The organism is Consotaella aegiceratis (assembly GCF_036541425.1).
Lineage (GTDB): Bacteria > Pseudomonadota > Alphaproteobacteria > Rhizobiales > Rhizobiaceae > Consotaella > Consotaella aegiceratis.
This window is the reverse complement of sequence record NZ_JAZHFT010000114.1, coordinates 1-2,471: the sequence shown is the minus strand read 5'-3', so window position 1 is coordinate 2,471 and position 2,471 is coordinate 1. Positions and strand designations below refer to the sequence as shown.

The 2,471-nt window shown below is 54.7% G+C and carries 4 protein-coding genes; all 4 read right to left on the bottom strand.

Annotated features, from left to right (window positions below; genetic code table 11):
• Nucleotides 1-2 precede the first annotated feature (2 nt).
• The 4 genes from SMD10_RS25215 to comJ all read right to left on the bottom strand — a co-directional run bounded on the left by SMD10_RS25215 (nt 3) and on the right by comJ (nt 1,923).
• Entirely contained in the window at nt 3-221 is a 219-nt protein-coding gene (locus tag SMD10_RS25215; protein WP_331688476.1) for a hypothetical protein, read from the bottom strand.
• Nucleotides 222-452: 231 nt separating this feature from the next.
• Nucleotides 453-752, bottom strand: coding sequence for a PAAR domain-containing protein (locus SMD10_RS25210; RefSeq protein WP_331688475.1), 300 nt, complete (start codon nt 750-752; stop codon nt 453-455).
• A gap of 51 nt (nt 753-803) precedes the next feature.
• Nucleotides 804-1,358 (bottom strand): GNAT family N-acetyltransferase, encoded by a 555-nt coding sequence (locus tag SMD10_RS25205; RefSeq protein WP_331688474.1) that lies wholly within the window; start codon nt 1,356-1,358, stop codon nt 804-806.
• A 25-nt stretch (nt 1,359-1,383) separates the two neighbouring features.
• Entirely contained in the window at nt 1,384-1,923 is a 540-nt protein-coding gene (gene comJ, locus SMD10_RS25200) for a competence protein ComJ (protein ID WP_331688473.1), read from the bottom strand.
• Nucleotides 1,924-2,471 lie beyond the last annotated feature (548 nt).

Genomic DNA, 2,471 nt, shown 5'->3' with positions numbered 1-2,471 from the left:
GCTCAGCCGGACATATCGCTCGTCAACATCCCAGAACCCCGGCTGCCCGCGCATCTATGCCTCCTGATCCCGTCGAGACCGATGGAATCATGAAACGCCCAGCCACGCGAGGTTTTTCGAGGTGTCCAGTTGAACGGCCGGTCGAAGCCGATGGCGTGGCCGTCGCGGTCGTGGAAGCAGAGCCGGCCGCGCTCCGGATTGGAGAGGACCTCGTCGAACATCGAGACCTGGCACGGCCCGAGCGGACTCTGATAGCGGCGCGGGCGTTCCTTTTCGGAAAGGTCCGGCGGAAGCGGGAGCAGCAAGCGAGCGCAATGGCTTCTGCCAGAAAACCCTCGCGCGATACGCATCGCTGCATCGCGGCCAAAGGTTTCAGCCAGCCGCTCGGGTGGTCGGCGACGACCAACTGGTGCCGGCCGGTCTCGTGGCCCCTTCAGGCGGAGGCGCTTACCCTATTCGAAGGTCAACCAGGGCACGCCTTGGGTCAGTTGCCCGCCGTGCTCGCAAGGATCGCCGAGGCGGGCGACGCGCTTTCCCTCGATCGTCGCGATCGACGAGCCGCCGGTGATCGCCGCTGTGGTCGGCACGCCGGAGCACAGCGTCTTGTCACCGATCGTGGCGATCGGCACGCCGTCCACCGTCACGAAGGTCTGCTGGGTCGAGACCACCGGCCCGCCGACATGCGGCTTCGGCCCCGGATCCACCGCCGGGCAGACATGGGCGTGGCCCAGAAGGGTTGCAGGTTGTCCCATATGTTCTCCTCTATTTAATAACTACATTTTGCTAATATCAAAGCAGTATTTTTATGCATTCAAATTTTGCTTAAGTAAAATACAGTTACGTTTTTCCGGTGATATTTGAGGGTAAACTCGATACCCCTTCAGCACCTTCTGAATTCTGATATTCGCTTTCGCAAGTGTATGCACAAGGGCCGTGTGTTCTGCGTCTATAATGGTCCATGCGTTGCGGAGGCCGAGAGTCTCGACAACTACCCGCAGAGCTTCCGTGGCGAGGCCCACCCCACTTTTACTGGGAGACAACACACCACCTAGTTCTTCATCGAGACCGACTTGGATAAAGCCGATGGGGGTATGCGGATCGGATCGGCTTGCGCCCACATAGGTGCGAAGTCCTTTGTCACGGGCCTCACGCCATTCGACGATCGCGAAATGCGTTTCCGCAATATTCGAGAACGGGAGAAACGGGCTATATCGGCAGACATCAGGATCCGATAGAAGCGAATGCAAGCCCGGGCCATCAGAATAGACTGGCGGGCGCAGAATCAGCCGTGTGGTTTCGATACGGTTTGGACTGATCTGACCGGAGGCGGAAGATGTCATACGGCGTGTTTCATACATTATCATTCCTTTTCATATAGGGAATTCATCCAAGATTAGATAAGCGGCTAAGAAATTTATCTGTATGAATCGATCCTCCGACTTTCAATATTTCAAAATAATCATTTTCACCAGGAACAAGAACTATATTTAAGATATAACTGTATTTTCCTTGATCTTTTTTTCCGTTACTGTATATCTCCCACGTTCCTTGCCCAGGTAGAACTTCATAAAACAATTGATACCTTCCATTCTTAATTTTTACCGCTTCGTAATGATAGATTGAGCCTACATAGACAGGCGTTTCAAAAATATCGAACGGCACGCGCAAGCAGGAGATCGCGTTGCTCGCGAGCTTGAAGTCATTAGCGACATCGATGTTTACAAGACAGATGAAGGCATGTTCCGGCACCCCCAAACTAACAATCCCAGGCGACCAAGCAAAGCCTTGGTCAAGTTCGTCGTCGCTCCACAAATGACCTGGATGTTGGATGGACGGAAGGTAGATAACCAATTGCCCATAGCTGATCATTACATCAAGTGATGCCAACATATTCATGGTCCCGTCATAGTTGTGATCCTGCATCCCGCAGGTACGCCCTTTAGCTTTGCGCCTATCATACCACCGGCCCGTCTATTATCGCGCCAATCGATGTTCCGAACACTGGCGTGCCCACCATTTTCAATAAATGCGGCTGGGGGGTATTCATCCGGCTCGTACCCACTGATACGCGGAATGCCGGCAGTTGATGACTGTCGCCGCGCCGCTGCAACCGCCGGGTCTTTGTCATAGGTCAGAACACTGGGAAACCCGGCTCGTTGCGCATCATCTATGTGCTTGGCCGATTGTGGCGCCCGAGAATAAGGAATTACGATAGTGCGTTGGCAGCAATTCCCGGTTGCGCATGATGCCGCTGCCGCTGCGGCCAAGCCCTTTGCGATTTCCCGGACCTTCTTCAGCCGGCCAGCCTGCTGTTCCGGGGTGAGTGTCTGATCCGAAATTGAGGTGAGTGGTATCAGTGGGTTAGCTTGACAGCCTCGCCGGCCGTTGATTCAGGGGTTTTGCCAAAAACTACCTTGGATCAACGATGTGGACCGATACCACTCGCGCACAGCATGCGCGCACCAGCCTGG

What these genes read in the sequence shown, in the direction of transcription:
- SMD10_RS25215 (WP_331688476.1), bottom strand. Translation starts at nt 221, where the DNA reads ATGTTCGACGAGGTCCTCTCCAATCCGGAGCGCGGCCGGCTCTGCTTC.
- comJ (WP_331688473.1), bottom strand. Translation starts at nt 1,923, where the DNA reads ATGCAGGATCACAACTATGACGGGACCATGAATATGTTGGCATCACTT.
- SMD10_RS25205 (WP_331688474.1), bottom strand. Translation starts at nt 1,358, where the DNA reads ATGTATGAAACACGCCGTATGACATCTTCCGCCTCCGGTCAGATCAGT.
- SMD10_RS25210 (WP_331688475.1), bottom strand. Translation starts at nt 752, where the DNA reads ATGGGACAACCTGCAACCCTTCTGGGCCACGCCCATGTCTGCCCGGCG.